Here is a 23439-nt window from a genome sequence, read left to right as displayed (position 1 = left end):
TCCAAATATTTCTACAAACCCGATATCTCCTTTTTCTTGGATAGAACTATATCTGCTCCAAGATGTTCATATTCATAATTTTAGTTGATCTCAATCGAAATAAATACTAACACATATGATCATTGTTTATAAGTTGTACCTCTTTCCCTGATCAAAAAAAATGGGCAACCCATTTGGGTGCCCATTGCTTTGCAAATCGGTTCAAGATTCCGATTTACCATATCAGACTAATTCAGCAATCTTTTTTGTTTATCCAATTTCATAACCTTGGAGACCAATTTGAACATTCGTTCCTTTATGTTTCTATAGCTATTGCCATATGCATTCACCTCCAACAATAAATCATTATGCGTTGCTTTATAAGCTTTTTCCATTTTTAACTGATCCACATCATCTACCATAATCTCTAACTGGTTACTATGCAATTGCACTTTTTTCAATAGGCTCACCACTTCTTTTTCGGCCTTTAACAATTCAGCTACCAACTCCCTACTCTTCTCAAAAACTCCTTTATCAGTTAATTGAATGGTATAGGATTTAATCAAATTATTTAGGAACAATTGCTCGTCCTTAATAAACATTAATTCCGAAAACCATTGAATGCTCATGTCATGCATTTCTTCTGGACTCAACCATTCTACATAGTTTATTTTACGTTCTTTTGTGTTCATAATTAGTATTTAAATAATTATAAAGCTTTAAAGGATTCACCATCCGGAAAGCAAAAAGTAAATTATGGAATCAGACGAAATCCTCAAATGATTTAAGTCAGTTGAAGTAGATTTTCAGGGAGTAATCCAACGCAATATGGTACGGCCTAACCTATTTTTTTTTAAATGGATTATCACTTGGGCAAGTTGATCACTAAGAACGGGAGTTCTATATCAAATGTTATTTTTTTAATAACCGGTTCCCCAAAAATTTTCTCCATAAGGCTATGCTCAGAATGGAACATAATCAACATATCTATTTCAAGTTCCTCCAAAAACAACTGTATGGCCTCTGTTTTTGAAGAGAATTTTGGCATCCAGTGAAAGCTGTGATCAATTTCTTCCAAATATTTGGTCAACGTGTTCATATTGGAAGTTTCAAATTTGTCCAGTCTTTCTTTTTCATTGATATGCATAACGCGAATTGTAGCTTCTGAAATTCCAGCAATTTCAATAATTGTGGCCATTTGTTCAGCACTTATGCAATTTTTATAATCCGTTACCAAAGCAAGATTCTTTGGGATTTTGAAATCAATTTCCTTGGGAACGGTTAATACCGGACATGCTAAACCAGCATGAATAACCTTTGTGGTATTGCTTCCCAAAAAAATATCCTTGGCACCTGTAATCCCTTTGTTTCCCATGACCACCAAATCAATTTGAAGGTCCTTTATCAGTTTTTCCACTGTCTTTATAAGATCACCTTTTTTTGAAATAGATTCAAAAGAATGTTTTTCATACCCCGTATCCAATACAATCCTATGCTTGGTCTTTACGAGGCCTTCTTTGGAATCTACCCGAAGTGCATAGGGTAATTCCTTTTCATTGGGCTCCCCACCTTTTTTGGTTAGGACCTTTGTTCTTCCATCATAACAATTAAGAATGTGAAAAGTACAGTGGGTATCTTTTAAAAGTTGTGTGATATAGAACAGTGCATTATAAGCATTATTGGAAAAGTCTGTTGGAACTAAAATATTTTTCATGGGCCTATACTTTTGAATTGTGTGGAAGCACCAAAAATGGGATGGTTACATGAAAACTTATTTTTTTTATAATGGGTTCAATAAACAAGCGTTCCAAAAAAGTATGTTTATTTCGAACCATGGTCAGTAAATTTATCTTTTGATCTGTTTGAAAATTATTAATGGCTGTAATGATTTCTTGATCGGTTACGTCATGGAAACGATGTGGAATATCCCCTAGTAGCTCACCTAATTTAGATTTGTTTTCCAATTGGTCGTTCGTTAATTCGTTTCCAGAGGATACATGTAAAATGTCTATTTTAGAGCCATGGGTCTTAGCTATGTTGGTAAGTTGTTCCAATGGTGTTTTCTTATAGTCGATCTCATAATCTGTTGGAAAAAGTATTTCTTTTGGAGCATCAAAAGAATACTTTGGCGGCACTACCAATACTGGACATTTAGCTTGTTTAATAACATGTACGGTATTTGTTCCCAACAAAATTTCTTTGGCTCCAGTAGCCCCTTGGGTCCCCATTACCACAACATCGATATTTTCATTCTCCACGGTTTCCACAACCTCGTATACCAAAGTGTTGAAGGCGGAATGAATAATAAATGTATGCTTGGGATTGTTAAATTCTTCTAGAATACACTGCTTAACTTCATTTAATTTTTTTTCTGAATTCTCTTGATAGATATCTCCCAAACCTATCTGACCTGGACTAAAAAGCAAATATTCAGATTGGTACACCGCTGGCGTATAGGTGTTCATCAAATAAAAGGTGGTTTCCTCATTTTTGTATAGTTTCAATGCATAACTTATTGCGTTATATGCATTAGCTGAAAAATCGGTTGGGATCAGTACTTTTTTCATGTCAGATTTATTTTGATGTCTTAAAAATACCAGTGTAATACTCTTAAAACCATGATATTTATCAGTTCTATTAAAAGGTGGCCATCACCTAAAATCGGGAAAGGCTTTCGTTATTCGTGAAGAACGAGAAAAGGGGTGCTGATGTGATAACTAATTTGTTCCACTAAAGGCCTGAACAATAAGCGTTGGATGAAATTTTGGTTTTTAGCCACCATCACTATCATGTCGATTGGTTGACTTTCGGTAAGTGATTGAATGGCCTCTTCCAATCTAGTGTCAATAATCTTTTGGAAACTTTGGTCTGAATTTGAAAAATAATCCTTCAAAAAATCTTTGTTCCTATCTTGTTCCTTGGTAAGCTTTTCATCTTCTCTGGATACCATATGAACGATTTTTAAACTTGAATTGTGAAGGGCCATTATCGCTTTTAGATCTTCCAGTACATTAATATCAATCCCTGTATGATAATCCGTGGGAAACATAATCTCTTTTAAGCCATTAAATTTGGCATTTTCTGGTACCGCCAATAATGGACATTTAATTTTTGTGATCACATGCCCAGTATTACTGCCAATGGTGACTTTCTTTAAACCCGTAGCTCCTTTTGTACCCATAACAATCAAGTCGACCTCTGATTTCTCTAACTGTAATTTAATGGCATCCACAAAAAAATCATAAACCGCCAAGCTTTCGAAAATATGGTTTTTATTTGCTGATGCCTTTTCAATTTTTTGTGTCCAAGATTTTAGTTTTTCCCTACTTTTCTCTATAACCGTTTCTTTTAAAAGGTGGTGGGGCATAATAATGGCGTTTTCAGCACCGGTATACACAATTGGATTTATATGGAGCAAAAGAAAATGACATTTCTCTTTCGCGAATAAGGCAAGTCCAAATGTTAATGCATTCCAGGCATTCTCAGAAAAATCCGTGGGAATCAAAATCTTCTTCATGGTCATTTATGTTATTGGTCGTCTTAAAAGTAGACGCAAAAATGCCCGTAAGAAATGATTATTATCATCTTCAGAAGAATGTTACAGTCCTTTTGGTGTAGTAGCCACTATCTCCTTTCCTGCCACACAAGGGCAGCAGGACCAAGAATGGCATCGGAACTCTCTGTTGGGGATAGGTATACCTTGACCTTCCCTTTATAGGCTGCAAATAGATTTTTTTCCAAATTTCTCACCACTGGTCCCAATAATATATCCCCAGCTTTACTCAGTCCACCCGTTAAGATAAATGCTTCCGGATCTAAATGCGCAACTGTATCTGCCAATTTGCTTCCAAGAAGTTCCCCTGTAATTTCAAAGGCCTTTAAAGCAATTACATCTCCCTTAAGTGCCTGCTCGGAAATGATCTCTCCGGTCAATGATTCATAACTAATTCTTCTTAAACTGGATTCCTCATTTAGTTCTGACAATAACTCAAATACCGTTCTTTTAATTCCTGTAACAGAAGCGTAGGTTTCCAAACACCCTTTTAATCCGCAATTACAGCTCCTACCTTTAGGATCAACACTTACATGGCCAAGCTCTCCAGCCATCCCATTGGCGCCGGTTACCAGTTTGCCATCTACCACTATTCCACTCCCAAGTCCTGTACCAAGCGTCAATACAACAAAATGCTTCATATTTTTGGCCATACCATAAACATGTTCCCCTACCGCAGCTGCATTGGCGTCGTTGGCAATGACAACTGGTAATTTGAACAATGAGGAAATAGTTTCTGAAATTGGAATGACATCTCCCCATTTAAAATTTGGTGGATGTTCCATCTGACCTGTAAAACAGTTGGCATTGGGCGCACCAATACCTATTGCAACTATTTTGATCTTATCTTTCATTGTTGCGCAGAGCAAGGCTACCTCTTCTTCCAAGTTAAGTACAAACCCTTGAAAGGAGTGTTTGGATCCAGTACTAAAGACACGTTTGCCCCTGATGGTGCCATCCTTCTCCACTAATCCAATTTTGGTATAGGTACCTCCAATATCCATTGCAAGTACAACCTCTATTTTTTTCGACAATGCTCCCATTTTTATCTCTAAACTTACCAACAGATGAATTATTTCATAATAGAACTAAACTTAAATGATCATAAAATTACTTGACATGACATAAATCATTTTATACCAGATTATAATGAAATAAATTTGAGATTAACCCTAAATCAAGTACTTATGAAAGCGATTGCCCAATTGGATCATCTTAAAAGTGATGAGGATAAAAGAATTATTACCCGGAATCTTAGTAGGATCCTAAATGTGAGGATCTTGGATATAGATTTGGAAAATCAAATCATATTCTTCCTTTACGCAAACCCTTTGACTTTTCAACAGGTAAAACAGGAATTATGGAGAATAGGATACCCTATTAAGTTCTGTAAATATCCTACCGCTCAAAACCCCTATGTTCACCATCATGTAACTGATAATTATGAGGTGGCATAATTCGGTCATCTGTTTATTGGTCATTCTAATTTTGGATAAATAAACAGCGGTATCTCCGACCTAAAAGCTACTCTTTTAATAATAGGCTCACGAGTTAACTTTTCAAAAAAACCATGCTTCCTATTCATCATGGCAACCATCCCGATTGCCCTGTGTTTTGCTATATATTCATTTATGGCATCCGCAACAGAAATGTCGGCATAGCCTTGGGCCATACTGTGTGATAAATCTACAAGTCGATTCTTCAATATTTCCTTGGCCTTTTGTTGTGGCTCATCCAAAGCATCTGTAAGTCCAAAATGGACTACCAAAATTTTAGAGTTCCATAATTTGGCAAGGGTAATTAATGGCTCCAATTCAATTTCACTATACTCATGCCTAAAATCTGTCGAAAATAATATTTCCGTGGGGACACTGAAGGTATACTCCTCTGGTACAGCAATTAATGGACAGAAATCTATGTTTTTAATAACACTAACCGTATTGCTCCCCATAAATATAGATTTTACCCCTGAAGCACCTTTGGTTCCCATAAAAATTTAGTCGATGTCCTTATTGATAACATTTTTACCTATTGCATTCAATAAGCTATCTGTATTGATTATTGTTTCAATAGTATGTTTGGGATTCTTCTTTTTAGCCTCCAAGGAAGCCTTTAAAGATGTTGCGTTACGCTCCGCTTCTTCCATAGTTATTTTCTGCAATCTGGTATCCCGCCCTTTATTGAACGAGCTGCTATATCCAGATGGTCCTATTTGGACAGTATGAAGAATAAAAAAATCACATTCCTCATTTTCAAATAAATAGATAGCATAATTTATGGCATTCAGTGCATTTATTGAAAAGTCAGTGGGCAACAATATCTTTTTCATGGTTTATTTCTTTATTATCAATTTCCTTTCCATCAAATTATGACAGCTCTGGCAAGACCAATAAGGGTACTTTGGAATGAAACCCTACTTTTTTTACCACCGGTTCCTGCGTCATTTTTTCCAAAAAATTATGTTGGTAATGAATCAATACTATCATGTCCGCTTTTATTTCCAAAGAAAACTGCACGATAGTATCCGAAACGGTAGTTTGTATGTTTCTTTCATGGAATTCTACTTTGAGTTCTTTTAGTCGCTCCTTTAAAATTATCTGATTAGATTTTTGTTCTTTGGTAAGTACCACTTGTTGTGCTACATGAAAAACATTTATGGTTGTATTCCATATAGTTCCCAATTCCACTAAGGGCAATAACTCGAATCTATAATAGAATTTAGTAAAATCCGTTGGGAAAACCACTTGGTCCAATTGCTGGAAGTTAAATTCTTCTGGTACGGCTAAAATGGCACAGTTTCTTATCGATTTTATAACGCGTACCGTATTACTTCCCATAAATATTTCCTTGGCTCCCGTTGCACCTTTGGTCCCCATGACTATCAGTTTAAAAGGCCTTTCAAAAAGAAGTTCCTCAATGGCTCCCACAAGATGGTCGGACTTAGATATGGAGTAAAAAATATGATTAGGGTTTTTATGGTTTTTTTTTAGATATTCCATGACGCCAGAAAGTCCGTTTTCCGATTCCAGTGCCAAGGTTTCATATAATTTACCTGCCTTCCGGGAATCTCTGGCGCCCTTTATTTGGGAGGCACTTACTTCATAAACATGAAGAATATAAAAGGAACATTCAACATCCCTATAAAGCTTCAGGACAAAGAAAATAGCATTCCATGCGTTATCTGAAAAGTCGGTGGGGATTAAAATATTTTTCATCTCAACTATTGTTTAATTGACTTGCCGGTATCTCTAAGTACCAGAAACGGCACCTTAATATGAAACCCAATGGCCTCCACATTTTGACGTGTTAATAGACGCTCCCAAAAAAAGTGCTTTCTATTTTGCATGGCCAAAAGATCCAATTGATTGCTTTTTACATATTCCTGGATGGCATCCGCCACATGCGTGCTTTTAATTTGATCAAAAGTATGTGGGGTGTCCCCTAAATATTTTATTAGATTTTTTTTGTTCTCTTCTTGTTTTTCCCAGATTCCCATTTCCTCCAATACATGTAAAACTATAAGTTTGGCCTTGTGCAATTTAACGAGCCGCGTTAGTGGGTCCAATTCCTCTTTCTTATACTCGGTCCAATAATCTGTGGCAAAAACAAATTTTTGAATCTCCTTATATGTACAAGCAGCTGGCACGGCCAATACGGGTATTTTTACCTTCCGCAATACGTGTATGGTATTTGTTCCAATAAATAAATCCTTGGCCCCTGTGGCACCCTGGGTGCCCATTATAATCAAATCTATGTCCTTGCTTGCCACTGCCTCACTGATCTCATCCGTTAAAATATTAAAGGCCGATAAGGTCTCAAAGCTGTGTTTGGGATTGAGGTGTTGTTTTTTTATGTCCTTAAGTGTTTTTTCCAGACCTTTTATTGAGGCCTCCACACCTGCATCAGGTATGGCACTGAATGATGGCCCTCCCAACATATAATCTACCCTGTAAAAAGAAGGGGTGTATGTATGTAATATGTAAAATTTGCATTGCTCATTTTTAAAAAAGGATAAGGCATAGGAAATGGCATTCCATGCATTCTTTGAGAAGTCTGTAGGCAATAGGATACGTTTCATAAGTTTACTTTAGAATTATCTTACCAAATTCTGCATGACCAGAAACGGTACTTTAATGGCCAATCCCAGTTGATCAATGGTAGATTGGTGCAACATGCTTTCCAAAAAAGAATGTCGAGAATTTACCATGACCAATAATTGTATATCATTTATTTCTATATACTTCTTTATAGTATCTGTTCGGTCTTCACTATCCACAATTTCAAACATGAGGGTCAGATCTTGCAGGGATCCTTCCAAAAACATTTTATTGTCCTCCTGCCTACGTGCGAGTTTTTCGAAATTAGATAGGTATAAAAAATGAATCTCCGATCTGTAGGAACAAGCTAAGTCACACAAGAGTTTTAATTCCCGCCTTTTGTAGGGAACCATATAATCGGTTGGAAAGAGTATTTTTTTAGGCTTTACGTATTCAAAATTTGCGGGAATGGCCAATACCGGACATTGCACATATTTTAATACTTGTAAGGTGTGTGATCCAAAAGTGAGTTTCTGATCATCGGTTTCCCCTTTGGTACCCATAACCACAATGTCAATATTCTTATCGTCGACAAAATCATTGGCAGAATCTATAAGGGATCCAAATACGGACAAGGTTTTGTACTGGTGTCTTGGATTTGGTGAAAGGATCTTTAACTCTCCCAGTAATTTATTTAAGGCCCCATCCACCTTTTTCTCAACTTCATCTTTAAAAACACCAAAATCAGCGGTGTCCATATCACTGGATTCACTATAAACCTCATCTGCATAGGCATGCATAAAATACATTTCACAGCGTTGATACTTGAAGAATTTTACGGCATAATTGATGGCGTTCATGGCATTAGACGAAAAGTCGGTGGGTATCAATATTATTTTCATAGTATTTGTTTAAGCCTTTCCTTTAAAAGTACACTGACAAGGAAAGGGAAACAATGACAAATATCAGTTGTCTTTATTTGGGTTTGTTCACTAGGAACATCCATTTCTATTATATCTAAAAAGTGCTATTTCTATTTCAGATAAGTGCCTGATTTACATCATAGTATTTCAGTATCCGTATCCATACTTTAGGGCTAAAAATTAAAATTATGCGTACACAAATCAATCATCCTCTTCTGTATACAGAATTTGAAAACTTATCGGACAAACGTGCTTTACACTCCGTATCGATCTATTTGCCCATGGATAAAAAAGGAAAGGAACAAAATGAGCATCTAGCCCAAGCCAGATTAAAAAGTACCATTAAGCAAGTTCATAAAACACTTGAAACCTACGCTTTAAGCACTCAAGAAATTAAAGAGTACCTACTTCCTTTGGAAAGCCTTTTAACAAATTTGGAAATCTGGAGAAATCCATCAGATGGTTTGGCCATATTTCTGAATAAAGAAGGACTTCACTATTACACTTTTCCTATTGCGTTTGACACAAAGATCCATGTGGCGAACCATTTTTATCTCAGTCCCTTATTGCCGTTATACTCTGACCAAGGGCTCTACTATTTGTTGGAATTAAGTCAGGATTACGTCAAACTATATGAAGCTTCCAAATACGGCCTAAAAGATCTTTACATCGATGATTTTGCACCTGAACAGTTGGAAAAGGCAGTTGGCTTTGATTTTAGGCCAAAATTTGTGCAGTTTAGGAGTGGGCAGGCACCACATGGGGCAGGCATCTTTCATGGACATGGTGATGGTAAGGACGATGAAAAGAAGGAACTCATTACATTTTTTAGGGCATTGGATAAGGGGGTCAACAAGGTGATCAATGGCAAAAACAGCCCATTACTACTTGCTTGCGTAGATTCCTTGTTCCCATTGTACAAAGAGGCCAATTCCTACAATAACCTTTATGAGAAACATATTCCAGGGGATTCCCAATACACGGACAAAAAAGAATTGCACCAAGCTTCATGGGCGTTGATTGCGGACTATTTTGAGACCAAAAGAAAATCCAAGCTAAAACAATTCAATGACCTTTACAATACCACTAAAACATCCTATGTTACTGAGGAAATCATCCCAGCCGCTGTAAACGGCAAAATTGACACCCTTTTCTTAGCAAAGGATATGGACATTTACGGTACGTACAACAAGGACAGTGAACACGTGAATATCAACAGTACAAAAGAGCCTCAGAATGTCTCCTTATCCCATATGGCCGCATTGAAGACACTGAGACAGAAAGGAAACGTGTTTTTAATGGCCCCAGATGAAATGCCGATTAAGGGTGCCCCATTCAATGCATTGTTCAGGTATTGAAATAGAAAAAACGGCCCCAATCTATTCATTAAAAAATTATATGGTTATGAAAAATGTTACAGTATTTGACAATAACGTGGAAGCATACGACAATTGGTATTCCTTATATGAAAAGGCATACTTGTCCGAATTGGAAGCTATAAAGGAACAAATGGCCAAGTTGCCCGAAAACATACGCGGAATAGAAGTTGGTGTCGGAACCGGGAGATTTGCCCAACCCTTAGGCATAAAAGAAGGGATAGAACCCTCCTTGGAAATGGCAAAAAAAGCCATTAAAAAAGGTATTGAGATCATTCCCGGGGTAGCGGAAAAGTTACCCTATGGGGACTTGCAATTCGATTTTGTCCTTTTTGTCACAATATGTCATTTAGAAAACTTTAAAAATGCCGTGGCGGAGTGCTACAGGGTATTAAAACCAAAAGGGTCTATTATTATAGGTTTCCTGGACAAGGAACAAGGCATAGCCCAACAATATGAACTAAAAAGGCAGCGCAGTACCTTTTTTAAACATGCCAAGTATTACACAGTGGATCAGGTTAAAAAAATTTTAAAAGACAAGCGTTTCAAGAATTTGGAATACAACCAAACCCTTTTTGGAGACCTGGAATCAATTACAACCATACAGATGCCCAAACAAGGATATGGGGAAGGTTCCTTCGTGGTCATTAAGGCCGATAAAAAGTGAAATACGAATTTCATCCGCATACCGCGGATATTAGAATGAAGGTGGAGGCCCACACAATTAAGGAAGTATTCGAAGCTGCCCTACTTGGAATGAGTGAAATAATGAAGGAAGGATTTTGTAACCGCCCTTCTAAAGGACCTTTAAAAGTGGATTTAAGAATTACATCCAAAGATCGCACCTGCTTATTAATTGATTTCCTATCTGAGGCATTGTCTGTTTCCTATGACGAAAAAGCGGTTTTCTGTCAGTTAGAGATAAAAAAAATGAAAAGCAACCTTTTAGAAGCCTCTATCTATGGTGCTGCCATTGATAAATTGGACGAGGAAATAAAAGCAGTTACCTATCACGAGGCGAATCTTATTAAGAACCAACAAAATAAATGGGAGACCTTCATAATATTTGACATATGAAAATCGGCAAACAACATCTTAACAAAATTGAGGACTATCTGTGGGAAATCCCTAAATCGTTCCATAAAAATATGTTGGTCCCCGCAAGGGTATTGGCCCATGAACCCATTTTGGACGACATCATAGGGGACAGGTCATTGGTACAATTGGTCAATGTGGCAAGTTTGCCCGGTATTCAGGGAGCTTCTTGGGTAATGCCAGACGTTCATGAAGGTTATGGGTTCCCTATTGGGGGTGTTGCTGCTACTTCACATCCTGACGGTGCCATTTCTCCAGGGGGAATTGGATATGACATCAATTGTGGGGTTCGCTTACTAACCTCAATCATAATGGTAGAGGAGGTGAAGGACAAAATAGAAGCGTTATCCAAGGAAATGTACGCCCAAATTCCTTCGGGAATGGGTAAAGGAGGGTTTCTTCATCTTACCCAAAAAGAGTTGGAAGATGTGTTGTCCCAAGGGGCCAAATGGGCTGTTGACAAAGGCTATGGCAAAACAAAAGATCTCGCATTTATTGAGAACAACGGACGCTTACCGGACGCGGACCCCTCCAAAGTTTCTGAAAGGGCAAAAAGTAGGGGCCTGGACCAGCTTGGCACCATAGGCTCGGGTAACCATTTTGTGGAAGTGGATTTTGTGGATGAAATATATGAACCGGATGTCGCCGAAGCCTTTGGATTAAAAAAAGGACAATTGGTGGTGCTGATCCATACAGGCTCCAGGGGACTTGGACACCAAATAGCCACAGACCATATAAAGATCATGATGACCGCCATGGATAAATATGGCATACAGGTTCCCGATCGCGAGCTCACCTGTGTTCCTTTTAGTTCTCTTGAAGGTCAAAATTACTATAAGGCCATGTGTGCTGCGGCCAATTATGCATGGGCCAACAGGCAGGTAATTACTTGGGAGGCCAGAAAAGCATGGGCCAACATTTTCGGAAAGGACCATGGCCAACTTGAACTCATGTATGATGTGGCCCACAACATGGCCAAACTAGAAACGCACAAGGTAGATGGCAAACCACATCCTTTGATTGTACATAGAAAAGGAGCGACCAGGGCTTTTGGACCAGGGTTCAGCGAGCTACCGGAATCCTATAACCTTTTAGGCCAACCAGTCATTATTCCGGGCAGTATGGGCACAAGTTCCTATATCCTGATAGGCACCTCCAAGAGCCACGACCTTACGTTTGGTTCCTGTTGTCACGGTGCCGGGCGACGCTTGTCCAGAACCGCCTCAAAAAAACAAGTAAATGCACCACAATTGAAGGAACAATTAAAAGAAAGGGGTATCTACGTGCAGGCCGGTTCGTTCAAAGGAATTGCCGAGGAGGCGCCAATAGCATACAAGGACGTCAATCTAGTAGTGGAAACCGTATCTGATGCCGGAATTGCAAAAAAGGTGGCCAAGTTAAGGCCTGTGGCTGTGGTGAAAGGGTAATAAAAGTATCAGGATTTTTTATTTCACGGCCTATTGGGTTCAACAATATCATCCATTTGATTTATTATATTATTATTTGTATTAAACTGATCTATGTCATTATACCTGCCATTTATATCGTATATTTTAGTTGAAAATTAATTAACAACTCAAAGTATCCGACCAAAATTTACCTAAACTATGAACAACAAATTAAAATTCCCCTAACATAGGTCTTTAGTGAACGACAGCATTATTCTCTAATAAAGTACCCCAATTAAGACCTACTGTTGCCATTTTGGGTAAGTATTGGAAATACTTTTAAAATCCAATGCTATGCAATTAAAATGTATCATTATTGACGATTCCACAATGCAACGATTGGCAGTGGCCAAGCTTATTAAAAGCAATCCTCACCTTACCCTTTTAGCTGAATACGCGAATGCAATGGAAGCCAACAAAGGGATTAAAGAACTAGAGATCGATCTAATTTTCTTAGATATCGAAATGCCTATCATCAATGGCTTTGATCTTTTGGAATCCTTAAAGAAAAAGCCTCAGATCATTCTTATCACAGGTAAAATAGAGTACGCTTTTAAAGCCTTTGAGTATGGCGTAACGGACTACTTGCAAAAACCGATCAGCAGTAATCGATTTAATACTTCAGTTGAAAGGGCTATAACCAATTATAAATTAATTCATGGAGATGAAGAGGACAAGGAATTCTTCTTTGTAAAAAGCAATCTCAAAAAGAGAAAGGTATTCATCGATGATATCGAATGGATAGAGGCCCTGGGAGATTATATAAAATTGATCACCAAGCAGGGTAATATAATTGTACTATCAACGATGAAGGCTTTTGAAAATAAGTTGCCCGATGGTAAATTTCTTCGCATACATAAGTCCTATATCGTCAACTTAGAAAAAATTGAACGTTTCAATAGCAAGATGGTAGAAGTTCACGGTAGGGAATTACCGATAAGCAGACATAAAAGACCACGCTTGGAGAAGGTATTAAAGAATTTTTAAACAGCATATGGCCTAGAATTACTTCTAAAAAATTTAAATCCTAAAAGTCATTACCGGTAGGTGGGCATGATTTGCCATTTTTTCCCCCAGGCTGCCAACAAAGAAGTGCGCCCAGCCTTTTCTGCCGTGGGTTGGGATAGCCACAAGATCTGCCTGGATTTTTTTACAATACTCCATAATTCCATGTTCAATGGAATAATCCGTTACGTAAGCGACCTCTATGTTTTCCAGACTTTGGTCCCTCACCTTTGACATAAAGTAGGATATCCTCTTATCCAGCTCCGTCTTGGTGATAAAGTATTCATTGGGTCTATTGACATATACCAAATTAATTTTTGCCTCATATTCTGTAAATAACTTCACGGCATGGATAAAGGCATACAAATTTTCTATTTTGAAATCACAGGCAAAAACAACATTTTCAATCTTAAAGTTGGGCCTTCTTTTTTTAACGACAAGAACGGGGACTGTGGAGGTCCGCACCACTTTTTCAGTATTGGATCCCACAAAAAATTCACTTAAGCCCTTGGATCCATGTGATCCCATAACAATCAGATCAATTTCAATTTCTTTGGCCAGCTCATTGATTTCGCTGAATACCTTATAATTTTGTATAATCTCTGTTATTTTAATCCCCGTTAAATAGTCCTTATCCAGAAATGTGGCAAACCGTTCCTTGGCCATTGACAAGTAATACTTGGCCTCTGCCTTTTCAGCGGCCTCATTGGCCACAAAAACAGATTCTGAAATTCCTAACATATGAAAAACTACTAATTCCGCTTTATGCGTCCTAGTTAGTCTTGCGGCCACCTCTAGGGCATATTCAGAAAAAATAGAAAAATCGATAGGCACCAATATTTTTTTCATGGTAGAATTTAAAATAGTATGGACTTAGTAACTAAAAAACGATTTTTTTTAAGTTCTAGCCTCCATGGATTATGTATTATTTTAGCGGTTTAAAATTTTTTATTTCGCTTTTCATTCGTCTTTTTTAATTGTCGCTCTAAATCGTTTATGGTGGCAACTGCCGCCTTTTCAAAATGCGCCTCATTCGATTTTGCAAATAATCTTGGACCAGGGGCACTCAACTCAATTTCGCAAATTTTACCTTTACCTGAAGGGTTGTTTTCCAATTTAAAATAGACCTTGGCAGCGATCACCCAATTATATCGATCTCCCAACTTGTCTAATTTTTTGGTTACAAATTCTGTTGTTGCCTCGCTGGTCGGCATTTTTACGTACTGCACATCAATGGTCATCTTTGTATTATTAGTTATTTCCTCTGTTTCTATTTAAATCCACATCTAAGATTGAGTATTCATAATGGAAGACTTTTATAATTAGACGACGACCCGTACTTAGCATCTCAACAAGCAACCTTTTATAAAATTAATTTTTGTAGGATTCGGGTACTATGATTAATGTCATATGATGCACAATCAAAAGTAACCTCCTTGTTACACACCTGACAATTATCATTTCATAAATACAATACAAATAATACTTTGGTATTATAAATACGTAAATCATGAAAACTAAAATATCATTGTTGGCAATATTAATTTTGATACCACTGTTCACCTTGGCCCAGGCCTTGAAGGAGATAGATATTATAGCCCCTTTTAGTGAGGGACTAGCAGCCATTAAAAAAGGGGAACAATGGGGATTTATCAACACCAAAGGAGATCTTATCATTGATTTTAGAAATGATCTTGTTTGGGATGGTACTGCAGAACCCTCCACATTTGGAATAATGGGTGTTAAATACCCAAGTTTTAATCAGGGTAGGTGTCTTGTAAAAAAAATAGAAGAAGGAATTCCATATTACGGCTTTATAGATACATCGGGGAAACTGGTGATTGACTATCAATTCTTGAATGTGGCACAATATGACAATGGTTACTTAACTGGAATTATTTTTGAAAAGGTATTAAAGGGTGAGAATGAGTTTAAACTAAAAATCTATGAATTCAAATTCCATGAAGTCTTAATGGATTCTTCTGGAAAAATCATCGAATATTTAGCCAAACCCACCAATATTCAAATGACCTCTAAAAGATATAAAACACCTTGGTTAAGGACCAAATTGTTGAATGATAATTTGATAGCTGTCCGAAATGAGGACAATAGTCTGGAAATAAGAAAATTAACCATGTAAATCCCTTTAAGATCATGAATACCAAAACCAATTGGGAAGAACTTTACGTTTTAGCGGAACACTGGAAATCCGATCTGCTTTTTTATAAGGATGACCTACGTTTTCTTCATCATCTTGTAGACAAATACTTTATATGGATCACCAAAGCAGAGAACTTGATCATGGTAAAGGAAATTAAAGCCGATTTATTAAGCTTAGGGAAATCTTGCAACGATCTTTTGGAGAAAGTAGGTAAGCATATCATTCAAATAGGGTATATAATAGAATCTCCTAAGCGTCAAGATAAGAGGGTGTTGGCACTGGAACACCAACATTTAGAGCAAGAAATTACAGATTTTGTCAAAAAGTTCAGAATGAACAGAAAGGAAGTCTTTACAATTACCGAGTATATCATGGATAGCGAAGCATTTTATTCCATTATGGAACCTCAACAACCTTAAAACTTATGATCATGACCAATTCTATATCCCTTTTAACTAAAATAACCCAGTTAACTTCAAATATTGAAACAAATTACCCAGAATTGTACCGATTTTTAGATGAAAATCCATTAACCATACCTAAGGTAAGCAACCCAACAATAGATCAAGCCTCCCTCCTTGCCTATTTTGATAGTTTAAAACAACTGCTTAAGCATCATTTGGCGACACATAGAACACAAATTAAAATCACCTAAGTCTAAAATTATGGGAGAAATAGCCACTTCAGAACGACAGATTACCCTGTACTACAGTTCCAAATCTACAAGGGCAAAACAGACTTTGGCATATGCTAAGGCTGAAGGGCTGCCAATACATGAAATAGATATTTTAAAAACACCCCTAACTGGAACGCAGATCGCAGAGATTGCGGACCGCTTAAAATTAGAAATTAAAGATTTGGTCAACCAGGACCACCCCATTTACAAGGCACGTTTTAAAGAACATCATGATTTTTCTGAAGACGATTGGATAAAAATGATTCGGCATAATCCGGATATCATGAAACAACCAATTGCCATCCGTGGAAAATTGACCATCTTGGTGGAAACCCCTACTGATATTATTAAAATTTAAGCTTATTTAATTTTTAGCACTCCTTCTTTTTTCTTCCTTGAGCTGTTTCTTTTCCAATTTTTTAAAATAGCCTCTAAATAAAAAGTTGTGCTTAAGGGCTTCCATGTTTTTATCAAACTTTTCTGTTCCCGATTCTATGTTGTTCAGTGTAGCATCCAGTTTTTGGACCAATAAAGTATCTTTGGTCAGATAGTCCAAGGCCCCCTCCCCTTCTTTTACACTTTTGACCAAGACCTGAACCTCCTTGGTTATCTCCTCCATCTTTAAACTAGTGGATTGCAAATTGGCGATAACCTGCCTCATCTGTTTTCCGGATATGGTATCACTAAGCAATATTCCTGCAGTGCTTTCCTTCAAGTCTATTGTATTCACCATTTTGTTTAGCTTGGCAAAGGCTACATTGGCCTGCTCGCTGGTCAACTTTAGATTAATTACAATCTTTTCCAGATTGGAAGCCATTATTGTATCGTTGAGTAAGCGTCCCATGGTACCTTTACCCTTGGTCAGGGATTGTGACACTTTCAATAAATCTGCTGTCAACATAGCGGCATTTTCATTGGTCACATTCAGGGTGCTCAACATATCCTCGGTAGCTATCCTACTGTAAGAGGATATTTCATCGTTATCCTGCACCAAGGGCGCATTATTCTTGCCCGGAATAATATTGATGATCATGCTTCCTACGAGTCCATCTGAGCCTATGGTGGCAATGGCATCCTTCTTTATATATTGCTGCATCTTTTCCTCAATGGCCATACGGACCCTAATTAGGGTATCACTTTCCATTTCAATATCCTTTACCGTACCCACGACTATCCCTGAAAACCTCACATTATTTCCCAAGATCAAGCCGTTTACATTATTAAATTTTGCGCTAATGGAAAAGGTCTTACTAAACATACTTTTATTGTTCCCAATTAAATAAGACGCTACTACCAATAGAATGGTCCCAATAATTACAAACAAACCCAAGCGTATATTATTTCGTGCTGCTGATTTTACCATAATTTAGTTATTTAAAGAAGGCCTTTATCTTTGGGTCATTGGCCTTCAATAGTTCGTTATATTTACCTTCCGCATAATTTATACCATCTACTAACAGGATCATCCGATCTGCAATCACCCTAGCACAATCCACATCATGGGTGATGATGAGGGAGGATGTTTCATATTTCTTTTGGATCCTGAGCATCAATTCAATTATTTCTTTTGAGGTAATGGGGTCCAAACCACTTGTGGGTTCATCATACAAAATAATCTTTGGACGAATGATCAAAGTTCTTGCAAGGGCTATCCTTCTTTTCATCCCACCGGAAAGTTCGCTGGGCATCATTTCCAATGTATGTGCCAATCCCACATTCTCAAGTGCTTCCATAACAATGGCATTTGTGTCCATTGATTTTTCGAACCTCTTTTTATGCCGCCTCAGGGGGAATTCCAGATTCTCTCTAACGGTCATCGAATCGTATAGGGCGCTACCCTGAAACAAAAATCCTATTTCTGCCCTTAGCTTGTCCAACAACAACCTATTCAGTTCTGTTACTTCGTGCCCCATAATATTAATGGAACCACTATCTGCCGTCTCCAGGCCCACCAAACATTTGATCAAAACCGATTTGCCGGAACCGGATTTTCCCATAATAACCAGGTTCTCCCCCTTAAAAAGGTGCATGTTAAATCCGTTGAGTACATGATTGTCCCCAAAACTTTTCCTCAGGTCCCTTATGTCAATTACCTTCTCTTTAGAATCCTTTAAATCTGAACTATTAGTAGTATCCTCCATAGGCATTAGAGTTCATAAAATATATCCGAAATAAAAACGGCAACGAAGTCGATGATAAATATCAACATAGAGGCCATGACCACTGCTGTGTTTGCCGCGACCCCAACGCCAACCGTTCCTTTCTTGCAATTATACCCCTTGTAACAACCTACCAGACCTATGGCCAAACCAAAGAAAAAGGATTTGGTCACCGCAGGTATAAGATCACTGAACCCCAAGGATTCAAATACCTTGTTAAAGTATAGGGCAAAGGAAACCTCCCCCTTAATATTTTCAACCAGAAAGGATCCGTACAGGGCAAATGCATCTCCCAGGATCACCAAAAGGGGGAGCATCAGCATGGTGGCCAATATACGGGTCACCACCAAAAATTTAAATGGATTGGTACCGGAAACCTCCATGGCATCTATCTGTTCCGTAACCCTCATAGAACCGAGTTCCGCCCCCATACCAGATGCTACACGACCTGCACAAATCAGAGCCACGATCACTGGTCCAATTTCCCTTACTATAGAAATACCAACCATGTTGGGCATCCAAGAAACGGCACCGAACTCCTCAAGGGTAGGCCTGGTCTGTAAAGTTAGTACCAACCCAATGATGAATCCGGTAATACTTACCAAAGGCAAAGACCTATTCCCCACATTATAACATTGGTGGAGCAATTCTGAGAATTCATAAGGGGGTTTTAAAAACTCCTTGAAAAATCGACCCAAAAAAAAAGAAAGGTCCCCTATTTGGTCAAAGAACTTTAAAATACCGCCTTGTATTTGAGTGGTCAATTTCATATTGCCGCAACATTGTTTTATGATATTTATAAATATAGCATGGTTCAATTTTGTTAAAAATGACCACGGTCATACCTCCCACCACAGTACTTACCTTAAAAAATCTCAATAATCACTATGAATTCTAATGGTAAATACTTCAATTGAATAATTTGTACAGACCAACAATGTGAACGAATTACAAGAAGTACAGATGATATTTGTCATAAAAAAAGGGAGTCAGGAACCTTAATTTTATAGATATCTTAATGTTATCCATTATGTTGAATTCGCAAAAAATAGGGAACGAGCTGTATCAAAATTTAGGAAAGCTTTTTTATGCAGTTGCCATGGCTGATAAAGCCATTAGACCCATAGAAGTACAAAGACTAAAAGAGGCTATAAATGATAAATGGCTTGATGTAGACGAGGTGGAAGATGAATTTGGGGAAGATGCAGCCTATCAAATTGAAATAGTATTTGATTGGTTACAGGATGAAGAAAGAGACGGTCAATTTTATTTTGATGAGTTCAAAGAATTTTTTGAAGAGCATAAAGATCGTATCCCTCCAAAAATGATCACCCTTATTTGGCAAACGGCAGAAGCCATCGCAGCTTCTTTTGCTGGAAAAAACAAATCGGAATTAATTATCCTGGCCAAGCTTAAATTGTTCTTAAAAAGTATCCAATAATTCATGGGCCTCGAGAATTATATAGACCACACCTTATTAAAACCAACAGCTACGAACCTGGATATCATTAATCTATGCGCAGAGGCCAAAGAATTTCATTTTTTTGGAGTTTGCGTCAATGGCTGCCATGTGCCCTTGGTGAAAAAAGAACTACAGGGATCACCAATAAGCATTGTAGCCGTTATAGGTTTCCCTTTAGGTGCCATGAGTACAGCGGCCAAAATATGTGAAGCCCAGGATTGTATTAGCAATGGAGCTGACGAAATTGATATGGTCTTGAATATTGGATGGCTGAAATCAAAGAAATATGAGTTGGTATTGGAGGAGATCACAGAAATTAAACAAGCTATTGGTTCCGCCTTATTAAAGGTGATCATTGAAACCTGTTACCTGACCGAGGAAGAAAAAATAAAAGCTTGTGAATTGATCATTCAGGGCAAAGCAGATTATGTTAAGACCTCAACCGGATTTGGAACAGATGGGGCTACCTACGGCGATGTTGCCCTATTGAAAAAGAAAGTTGGTGATCGTATAAAAATAAAGGCCTCCGGAGGAATAAAGAATACAGAAATGGCTTTAAAATATATTGATCTAGGTGCCTCCAAAATTGGCACCTCTTCGGGTATAAATATCACTAGAAGCCTTTAATACAAGTTATATGAGCACACACATTGATGCCAAAAAAGGAGAAATTGCAGAAACAGTACTTCTCCCAGGCGATCCCTTACGGGCAAAATGGATTGCAGAAACTTTTTTGGAAAATCCATTCTGTTACAATGAAGTTAGGGGTATGTATGGGTATACAGGAATTTATCAGGGCAAACGGGTATCGGTGCAGGGCAGTGGTATGGGAATTCCTTCAGCTATGATCTATTACCACGAACTGATCAATGATTATGGCGTAAAGAATATGATCCGTGTAGGCTCTGCAGGTTCCTATCAGAAAGATGTAAAAATAAGGGATATTGTACTGGCCATGGCAGCATCCACAACCTCAGGAATAAATAATTCCAGGTTCATCAATGCCGATTATTCCCCAACAGCAAATTTTGAGCTTTTTATGAAAGCAGCAACTTTCGCCAAAGAAAACAATATACCAATTAAGGCTGGAAATGTACTCTCGTCCGATGAATTCTATGAAGATGACCCCAATGCCTATAAACAATGGGCCGAATTTGGAGTACTCTGCGTCGAAATGGAAGCTTCAGGCCTTTATACCGTTGCCGCCAGATACAATGTAAAAGCCTTAGCGATCCTGACCATTTCCGATTCCTTGGTTACAGGAGAAAGAACAACTTCTTTGGAAAGGGAAAGTTCTTTCAGACAAATGGTAGAAATTGCCTTAGGGGTTTTATAATCAACCAAATCTTTGCACCTTTAAAGAAATTAATTTAGAATTTTAAATGATCAAGGAACTTAAAGAAAACTATCAACATATTTTTGAGGAAGCCTTACTGGAAGAAATCAACCAAGTGGGGACCTACAAGGAAATTCCAGAAGGATTTAAACTAATGGAAATAGGCAACTACATTAAATCCATGCCCCTCCTTGTTTCCGGGGTGGTAAAAATACTTCGTGAGGACGACAACGGAGATGAACTTCTACTCTATTTTTTGGAACAAGGAGATACTTGTGCCATGACCTTGACCTGTTGCATGGGGCAGACCAAAAGTGAAATCAGGGCTATTTCAGAAACAGATACCAAGTTGATCATGGTCCCTGTTCATAAAATGGAAGAATGGATGGCCAAGTACCATAGTTGGCGTAAATTTATCTTACAGAGCTATCATGAAAGGCTGAATGATTTGTTCCAGACTGTTGACAGTATAGCTTTTCTAAAAATGGACGAGAGGCTCTTAAAATACCTAAAGGATAAGGCGCGTGTCACCAACGATAACACCATAAATAGCACCCATCAGGAAATTGCCTATGAACTCCATACCTCCAGGGTTGTTATTTCCCGTTTATTAAAAAAACTGGAAAATATGGGGCAGGTAGCACTTTTTAGGAACTATATAAAATTGAAAGAAGGGTAGTTAAGCATACCATGCTATTACCTTTCTTAATCTTGATTAAAAAATTATTCTTTTAAATTAAATATTTCACGCCATGACCATTCATAACTTCGGGGAAAACAATACCATTTTAAATCAATTCATAGCAGAGTTGAGGGATAAGGAAATACAAAAGGATTCCATGAGGTTTAGAAAGAACATAGAACGGATTGGGGAAATATTGGGATACGAAATGAGCAAGACCTTAGTTTATTCCGACAAAACCATCAATACCCCTTTAGGTTCCAAAGTGATGGCCTTACCCGAGAATGATCTAGTTCTTTGTGCTGTTTTAAGGGCCGGCCTACCTTTGCACCAAGGTGTGCAAAATTATTTTGATACCGCTGAAAATGCATTCATCTCCGCCTTTAGAAAACATTTGAACGGGGGTGAAGTATTTGAGGTAGTTGTAAAATATTTGGCTTCGCCCACACTTACAGACAAGACCTTGGTCATTATAGATCCGATGCTTGCCACAGGCAAAACTTTGGAAAATACATACAAGGCCATGCAAGGTCATGGCAAGCCAAAACAAATACACATTGTATCCGTAATTGGCTCCAAAAAAGGGGTTGATTTTGCCAAAAAGACATTTCCTGGAAATACGCATTTATGGATAGCTGCCATTGATGATGAACTAAATGACTATGGTTATATAGTCCCTGGGTTGGGTGATGCAGGTGACCTATCATTTGGGATAAAACTGTAGCCGACCGCTCTAATAAAACTATTATTAAAGGAAAGTCTTAATCCTTATTTAAAAGTAGAATTCCTTTCTCTGATTGTAAGGCCTCCTTAGCGGCTTTATAACCCATCTCATAAATGACATCAGCGTTTTTAAAGTCAAATGTTCCATAATTTATAAGAGTATTGGGACTGATAAGTAAATCACAAGCATCTAATTTCGATAACAGTCCTTCCTTCATTTTAATATGAAGGGCCCTATTTATTACATTGTAAGAATGTTTAAGATCCGCTATCTCCAATTTTTCAAAAGGATTTACATATACCCCGATGATCAAATCGCAGTGTTGTTGAATGGCTTCTATTGGGAAATTGTTCAAAATACCCCCATCTACATAATAGCTGCCGCTGATATTTACCGGTGTAAAAACACCAGGATAAGCTGCCGAGGCCAAAATGGACTTGATCAGCGGACCCTTATGGAATACTTTGGCTGTTCCTTCCAAAATATCCGTACCAGTGATAAACAGGCTTTTTTTAAGACCTTCAAAAGTATCATGCGGAATGTATTTTTTAAAGACCTCGAACAACTTATCGGAATCCACAAAACCAGGTTTTCCAAAAGCATAGGTACTAAACGAAAAAAGATCCACAGTTTTGAAAAATTCCAGTATTTCTTCGCAGGAATGGCCTTCGGCATAAAGTGCTCCTACAACCGCTCCGGCACTTGTGCCAGCTATGTGGGTAGGTTGTATTCCCATCTCTTCTAAAGCCTTGATAGCCCCTATATGTGCAATCCCCCGTACACCGCCACCAGATAATACCAGTCCTATTTTCATAATCAAAAC

Annotated in this window: 31 protein-coding genes; 15 read left to right on the top strand and 16 right to left on the bottom strand. The window is 37.9% G+C overall.

All coding sequences use genetic code 11. The annotated features are described in order from the left end of the window. Window positions 1-227 precede the first annotated feature (227 nt). The 5 genes from SB49_RS03120 to SB49_RS03100 all read right to left on the bottom strand — a co-directional run bounded on the left by SB49_RS03120 (window position 228) and on the right by SB49_RS03100 (window position 4566). Window positions 228-671, bottom strand: coding sequence for a hypothetical protein (locus tag SB49_RS03120; protein ID WP_062053753.1), 444 nt, complete (start codon window positions 669-671; stop codon window positions 228-230). Window positions 672-844: 173 nt separating this feature from the next. After that, complete coding sequence (locus SB49_RS03115) at window positions 845-1693, bottom strand: universal stress protein (protein ID WP_062053751.1); 849 nt, start codon at window positions 1691-1693, stop codon at window positions 845-847. Between the two features lie 4 nt (window positions 1694-1697). Further along, window positions 1698-2546, bottom strand: coding sequence for a universal stress protein (locus tag SB49_RS03110; RefSeq protein WP_062053749.1), 849 nt, complete (start codon window positions 2544-2546; stop codon window positions 1698-1700). A gap of 110 nt (window positions 2547-2656) precedes the next feature. Then, the gene (locus SB49_RS03105) at window positions 2657-3496 is read right to left on the bottom strand and encodes a universal stress protein (RefSeq protein ID WP_062058801.1); all 840 of its coding nucleotides are present in this window, start codon (window positions 3494-3496) and stop codon (window positions 2657-2659) included. A gap of 107 nt (window positions 3497-3603) precedes the next feature. Then, complete coding sequence (locus SB49_RS03100) at window positions 3604-4566, bottom strand: ROK family protein (RefSeq protein WP_200960642.1); 963 nt, start codon at window positions 4564-4566, stop codon at window positions 3604-3606. Window positions 4567-4719: 153 nt separating this feature from the next. On the opposite strand from SB49_RS03100, the gene SB49_RS03095 reads away from it, so the two are divergent. Further along, window positions 4720-4989 carry a hypothetical protein gene (locus SB49_RS03095; RefSeq protein ID WP_062053745.1) on the top strand — a complete coding sequence of 90 codons (270 nt, stop codon included), beginning with the start codon at window positions 4720-4722 and terminating at the stop codon, window positions 4987-4989. Between the two features lie 20 nt (window positions 4990-5009). On the opposite strand, the gene SB49_RS03090 is transcribed toward SB49_RS03095, so the two are convergent. From SB49_RS03090 to SB49_RS03070, 5 genes are read right to left on the bottom strand one after another with little or no spacing between them, the layout of a single operon-like run. Then, window positions 5010-5522: a universal stress protein gene (locus tag SB49_RS03090; protein WP_062053743.1), complete on the bottom strand. Its 513-nt coding sequence runs from the start codon at window positions 5520-5522 to the stop codon at window positions 5010-5012. 6 nt (window positions 5523-5528) lie between these two features. Next, window positions 5529-5861 carry a universal stress protein gene (locus tag SB49_RS03085; protein ID WP_062053741.1) on the bottom strand — a complete coding sequence of 111 codons (333 nt, stop codon included), beginning with the start codon at window positions 5859-5861 and terminating at the stop codon, window positions 5529-5531. A 37-nt stretch (window positions 5862-5898) separates the two neighbouring features. Then, entirely contained in the window at window positions 5899-6747 is an 849-nt protein-coding gene (locus SB49_RS03080) for a universal stress protein (RefSeq protein WP_062053739.1), read from the bottom strand. Window positions 6748-6752: 5 nt separating this feature from the next. After that, complete coding sequence (locus SB49_RS03075) at window positions 6753-7610, bottom strand: universal stress protein (RefSeq protein ID WP_062053738.1); 858 nt, start codon at window positions 7608-7610, stop codon at window positions 6753-6755. A 15-nt stretch (window positions 7611-7625) separates the two neighbouring features. Further along, window positions 7626-8471, bottom strand: coding sequence for a universal stress protein (locus SB49_RS03070; RefSeq protein ID WP_062053736.1), 846 nt, complete (start codon window positions 8469-8471; stop codon window positions 7626-7628). Window positions 8472-8680: 209 nt separating this feature from the next. On the opposite strand from SB49_RS03070, the gene SB49_RS03065 reads away from it, so the two are divergent. The 5 genes from SB49_RS03065 to SB49_RS03045 all read left to right on the top strand — a co-directional run bounded on the left by SB49_RS03065 (window position 8681) and on the right by SB49_RS03045 (window position 13398). Then, on the top strand, window positions 8681-9850 hold the full coding sequence (locus tag SB49_RS03065; protein WP_062053734.1) for a baeRF7 domain-containing protein: 1170 nt from the start codon (window positions 8681-8683) through the stop codon (window positions 9848-9850). 46 nt (window positions 9851-9896) lie between these two features. After that, window positions 9897-10535 carry a class I SAM-dependent methyltransferase gene (locus SB49_RS03060; RefSeq protein ID WP_062058798.1) on the top strand — a complete coding sequence of 213 codons (639 nt, stop codon included), beginning with the start codon at window positions 9897-9899 and terminating at the stop codon, window positions 10533-10535. After that, a complete protein-coding gene (locus SB49_RS03055) occupies window positions 10532-10945 on the top strand; it encodes an archease (RefSeq protein WP_145758348.1) in 414 nt (137 codons plus the stop codon). Before SB49_RS03060 ends, SB49_RS03055 begins: the two co-directional genes overlap by 4 nt. Further along, a complete protein-coding gene (locus SB49_RS03050; RefSeq protein WP_062053730.1) occupies window positions 10942-12390 on the top strand; it encodes an RtcB family protein in 1449 nt (482 codons plus the stop codon). Before SB49_RS03055 ends, SB49_RS03050 begins: the two co-directional genes overlap by 4 nt. 315 nt (window positions 12391-12705) lie before the next feature. Continuing rightward, the gene (locus tag SB49_RS03045; protein WP_062053728.1) at window positions 12706-13398 is read left to right on the top strand and encodes a LytR/AlgR family response regulator transcription factor; all 693 of its coding nucleotides are present in this window, start codon (window positions 12706-12708) and stop codon (window positions 13396-13398) included. Between the two features lie 33 nt (window positions 13399-13431). Here the strand turns inward: SB49_RS03045 and SB49_RS03040 are convergent, their stop codons facing one another. After that, window positions 13432-14265: a universal stress protein gene (locus SB49_RS03040; RefSeq protein ID WP_062053726.1), complete on the bottom strand. Its 834-nt coding sequence runs from the start codon at window positions 14263-14265 to the stop codon at window positions 13432-13434. Window positions 14266-14354: 89 nt separating this feature from the next. Continuing rightward, complete coding sequence (locus SB49_RS03035) at window positions 14355-14657, bottom strand: HPF/RaiA family ribosome-associated protein (protein ID WP_062053724.1); 303 nt, start codon at window positions 14655-14657, stop codon at window positions 14355-14357. Window positions 14658-14926: 269 nt separating this feature from the next. On the opposite strand from SB49_RS03035, the gene SB49_RS03030 reads away from it, so the two are divergent. From SB49_RS03030 to SB49_RS03015, 4 genes are read left to right on the top strand one after another with little or no spacing between them, the layout of a single operon-like run. After that, entirely contained in the window at window positions 14927-15556 is a 630-nt protein-coding gene (locus SB49_RS03030) for a WG repeat-containing protein (protein ID WP_062053722.1), read from the top strand. Between the two features lie 14 nt (window positions 15557-15570). Next, window positions 15571-15996, top strand: a complete 426-nt coding sequence (locus tag SB49_RS03025; protein ID WP_062053720.1) for a hypothetical protein — start codon at window positions 15571-15573, stop codon at window positions 15994-15996. Window positions 15997-16007: 11 nt separating this feature from the next. Then, window positions 16008-16232, top strand: coding sequence for a hypothetical protein (locus tag SB49_RS03020; RefSeq protein ID WP_062058796.1), 225 nt, complete (start codon window positions 16008-16010; stop codon window positions 16230-16232). Between the two features lie 10 nt (window positions 16233-16242). Beyond that, window positions 16243-16611, top strand: a complete 369-nt coding sequence (locus SB49_RS03015; RefSeq protein WP_062053718.1) for an arsenate reductase family protein — start codon at window positions 16243-16245, stop codon at window positions 16609-16611. Between the two features lie 6 nt (window positions 16612-16617). Here SB49_RS03015 and SB49_RS03010 read toward each other — a convergent pair whose 3' ends face one another. The 3 genes from SB49_RS03010 to SB49_RS03000 are packed head-to-tail and all read right to left on the bottom strand — an operon-like array spanning window position 16618 to window position 19182. Then, the gene (locus SB49_RS03010) at window positions 16618-17616 is read right to left on the bottom strand and encodes an MlaD family protein (RefSeq protein ID WP_062053716.1); all 999 of its coding nucleotides are present in this window, start codon (window positions 17614-17616) and stop codon (window positions 16618-16620) included. 7 nt (window positions 17617-17623) lie between these two features. Further along, window positions 17624-18394 (bottom strand): ABC transporter ATP-binding protein, encoded by a 771-nt coding sequence (locus tag SB49_RS03005; RefSeq protein WP_062058794.1) that lies wholly within the window; start codon window positions 18392-18394, stop codon window positions 17624-17626. Between the two features lie 5 nt (window positions 18395-18399). Continuing rightward, a complete protein-coding gene (locus tag SB49_RS03000; protein WP_062053714.1) occupies window positions 18400-19182 on the bottom strand; it encodes an MlaE family ABC transporter permease in 783 nt (260 codons plus the stop codon). A gap of 260 nt (window positions 19183-19442) precedes the next feature. On the opposite strand from SB49_RS03000, the gene SB49_RS02995 reads away from it, so the two are divergent. The 5 genes from SB49_RS02995 (at window position 19443) to upp (ending at window position 22616) form a co-directional block, all read left to right on the top strand. Then, window positions 19443-19853: a hypothetical protein gene (locus tag SB49_RS02995; RefSeq protein ID WP_062053712.1), complete on the top strand. Its 411-nt coding sequence runs from the start codon at window positions 19443-19445 to the stop codon at window positions 19851-19853. A gap of 3 nt (window positions 19854-19856) precedes the next feature. Further along, a complete protein-coding gene (gene deoC, locus SB49_RS02990; RefSeq protein WP_062053710.1) occupies window positions 19857-20501 on the top strand; it encodes a deoxyribose-phosphate aldolase in 645 nt (214 codons plus the stop codon). Between the two features lie 10 nt (window positions 20502-20511). After that, complete coding sequence (gene deoD, locus SB49_RS02985; protein WP_062053708.1) at window positions 20512-21210, top strand: purine-nucleoside phosphorylase; 699 nt, start codon at window positions 20512-20514, stop codon at window positions 21208-21210. A gap of 46 nt (window positions 21211-21256) precedes the next feature. After that, the gene (locus tag SB49_RS02980; protein WP_062053707.1) at window positions 21257-21889 is read left to right on the top strand and encodes a Crp/Fnr family transcriptional regulator; all 633 of its coding nucleotides are present in this window, start codon (window positions 21257-21259) and stop codon (window positions 21887-21889) included. Between the two features lie 73 nt (window positions 21890-21962). Further along, entirely contained in the window at window positions 21963-22616 is a 654-nt protein-coding gene (upp, locus tag SB49_RS02975) for a uracil phosphoribosyltransferase (protein ID WP_062053705.1), read from the top strand. A gap of 37 nt (window positions 22617-22653) precedes the next feature. Here upp and SB49_RS02970 read toward each other — a convergent pair whose 3' ends face one another. After that, window positions 22654-23430 carry a patatin-like phospholipase family protein gene (locus tag SB49_RS02970; RefSeq protein ID WP_062053703.1) on the bottom strand — a complete coding sequence of 259 codons (777 nt, stop codon included), beginning with the start codon at window positions 23428-23430 and terminating at the stop codon, window positions 22654-22656. Between the last annotated feature and the right edge of the window lie 9 nt (window positions 23431-23439).

The sequence above is a fragment of the Sediminicola sp. YIK13 genome, assembly GCF_001430825.1.
GTDB lineage: Bacteria > Bacteroidota > Bacteroidia > Flavobacteriales > Flavobacteriaceae > Sediminicola.
The sequence above is the reverse complement of the archived record's forward strand: the minus strand, read 5'-3'. Positions and strand labels throughout refer to the sequence as shown.